This is a genomic window from Pseudomonas sp. UBA6276 (assembly GCF_002438365.1).
Lineage (GTDB): Bacteria > Pseudomonadota > Gammaproteobacteria > Pseudomonadales > Pseudomonadaceae > Aquipseudomonas > Aquipseudomonas coleopterorum.
Genome location: NZ_DJUS01000095.1, coordinates 3057 through 5693 on the forward strand (window position 1 = coordinate 3057; position 2637 = coordinate 5693).

The window sequence follows — 2637 nt, forward strand, 5'->3', positions numbered from 1 at the left end:
AAAACCCCGCCGAAGCGGGGTTTTGCAGACTGTTTCCCATGACATCCATTTCCGTCCGCCGTCCTGGCAGAAATCCTACGTGTCCCTGTTATATCTAGGCGCATCCTGCGCAACGTCCTTGGAGAGAAGATTAACCGTGGATCCAATCCTCGGATATAGCTCAAAGACACCGCGTGACGTAAGCCAAAGCTTACACCGTCAGAACTGCGCCTCATCCAGCAGAAACAGCGACGCACTGCCGGCCTCGACGGCGGCCGCCAGCGAGTGAACCCGTGGCAACAAACGCGCGAAATAAAACCGCGCCGTGCCCAGCTTGCTGGCGTAGAACGCCTCGTCCTGCCGGCCCAGCGCGGCGCCGGCCATCCTTGCCCACATGTAGGCATAGGCGGTGTAGCCAAAGGCCTGCAGGTACTCGACGGACGCCGCGCCAATCTCGCGCGGATCGTTCCCGGCCCGGTCCAGAACCCCGGCCGTCAGCGCATCCAGACGGTCCAACGCCTGGATCAACGGCTGGGTGAACTCCTGCAATGCGCCTTCGGCCTGGGTCGCGTAAGCCCGTACCTCCTCGGAGAACAGCTGATAGAACGCGCCGCCGTTGCCCACGACCTTGCGCCCAATCAGGTCCAGCGCCTGGATACCGTTGGTGCCTTCGTAGATCTGGGTGATGCGCACATCGCGGACCAGCTGCTCCTGGCCCCATTCACGGATATAGCCGTGGCCGCCGAATATCTGCTGCCCATGCACCGTGGTTTCCAGGCCCAGGTCGGTCAGGAACGCCTTGGCCACCGGTGTCAGCAAAGCGACCATGTCCTCGGCGCGCTTGCGCGTGGCCGGATCTTCGCTGTACTTGGCCGTGTCCAGTTGCAACGCAACGTAGGTGGAAAAAGCACGCCCGCCTTCGTTGCAGGCCTTCATGGTCAGCAGCATGCGCCGCACGTCCGGGTGGACGATGATCGGGTCGGCCATCTTGTCGGGCTGGACAGCACCGCTGGGTGAGCGACTTTGCAGCCGGTCGCGGGCATATTCCACAGCGTTCTGGTAGGAGCGCTCGGCCGACGCCAGGCCCTGGATACCGACCCCCAGACGCTCGTAATTCATCATGGTGAACATGGCCGCCAGACCTTTGTTCGCCTCGCCGATTAGGTAACCGGTGGCGCCGTCGAAATTCATCACACAGGTGGCAGAGGCCTGAATGCCCATCTTGTGCTCGATGGAACCGCACGACACGGCATTGCGCGCCCCCAGGTTGCCGTCGGCATCGACCATGAACTTGGGCACCAGCAGCAACGAGATGCCCTTGGGACCGGGCGGTGCATCGGGAAGCTTGGCCAACACCAGGTGAATGATGTTCTCGGTCAGGTCGTGTTCGCCGCCGGTGATGAAGATCTTCGTCCCGCTGACCTTGTAGCTGCCGTCGGCTTGCGGTTCGGCGCGGGTGCGGATCAGGCCGAGGTCGGTGCCTGCATGGGCTTCGGTCAGGCACATGGAGCCGGCCCAGGTGCCCGCATACATCTTGGGCAGGTAGGTCCGCTTCAGCTCGTCGCTGGCGTGAGCGTTGATGGACAGGCAGGCACCGGCCGTCAGCATCGGGTACAGGCCGAACGCCAGGCTGGCCGAGTTGACCATCTCCTCGACCTGCGCCGAAATCACCTTGGGCATGCCCATGCCACCGTGGGCGGGCTCGCCGCCGACGCCGACCCAGCCGCCCTCGGCATAGGTCTGGTAGGCCTGGAGGAATCCAGCCGGGGTGGTGACCACGGTATCGCGCCAGTGACAGCCCTCTTCATCGGCCGCACGGCTCAACGGTGCGATCGCCTGGGCCGTGACCTTGCCGGCCTCTTCGAGGATCGCCTCCATGGTTTCCACGTCGACGCTGTCGGCCAGGCCCGGCAATTGCGCCCAGTGGCTGGCGACGTCGAATACTTCATTCAGAACAAAGCGCATATCGCGCAAGGGAGCTTTGTAGTCCGCCATGGCTAACTCGCAGGAATTCGAGGGCTGAAGTTCGAAAGCCGGGCGGCGCGCTCGGGTCGACGCGCGCCGCAGGCTGGTTGGCCTGTCAGTAGGAAAGGCCGAAGTGCGCTTCGTCCATGGCCATCAGGTTGCCTGCGCCGGACAGCATGGCGGCAACGTGAGTGCGGGTGCGCGGCAGGATGCGCTGGAAGTAGAAGCGCGCAGTCTGCAACTTGGCCGTGTAGAACGCCGCATCGCCATGACCCTCGGCCAGTTTCTGCGCCGCTACGCGAGCCATGTCGGCCCAGAAGTAGGCCAGGCAGGCGTAGCCCGAATACATCACGTAGTCGACCGAGGCGGCGCCGACTTCTTCACGGTCCTTCATGGCGGCCATGCCGACCTTCATGGTCAACTCGCCCCACTCCTTATTCAACTGCGCCAAGGGGGTGACGAACTCGGCAACCGCTTCGTTGCCTTCGTTGGCCTGACAGAACTTGTGCACGATGCGGGTGAAGCCCTTGAGCGCCTCGCCCTGGGTCATGAGCACCTTGCGGCCCAGCAGGTCGAGCGCCTGGATACCTGTGGTGCCTTCGTACAGCATGGAAATGCGGCTGTCGCGTACGTTCTGCTCCATGCCCCACTCGGCGATGAAGCCGTGGCCACCGTAGATCTGCACGCCGTGGT

Annotated in this window: 1 protein-coding gene and 1 pseudogene; both read right to left on the minus strand. The window is 63.5% G+C overall.

What is annotated here, in order from left to right:
- Positions 1 to 198 precede the first annotated feature (198 nt).
- Positions 199 to 1974: an acyl-CoA dehydrogenase C-terminal domain-containing protein gene (locus B2V21_RS10920; RefSeq protein ID WP_286916854.1), complete on the minus strand. Its 1776-nt coding sequence runs from the start codon at positions 1972 to 1974 to the stop codon at positions 199 to 201.
- 85 nt (positions 1975 to 2059) lie between these two features.
- A pseudogene (locus B2V21_RS10925) lies at positions 2060 to 2637 on the minus strand (phenylacyl-CoA dehydrogenase); the annotation flags it as partial.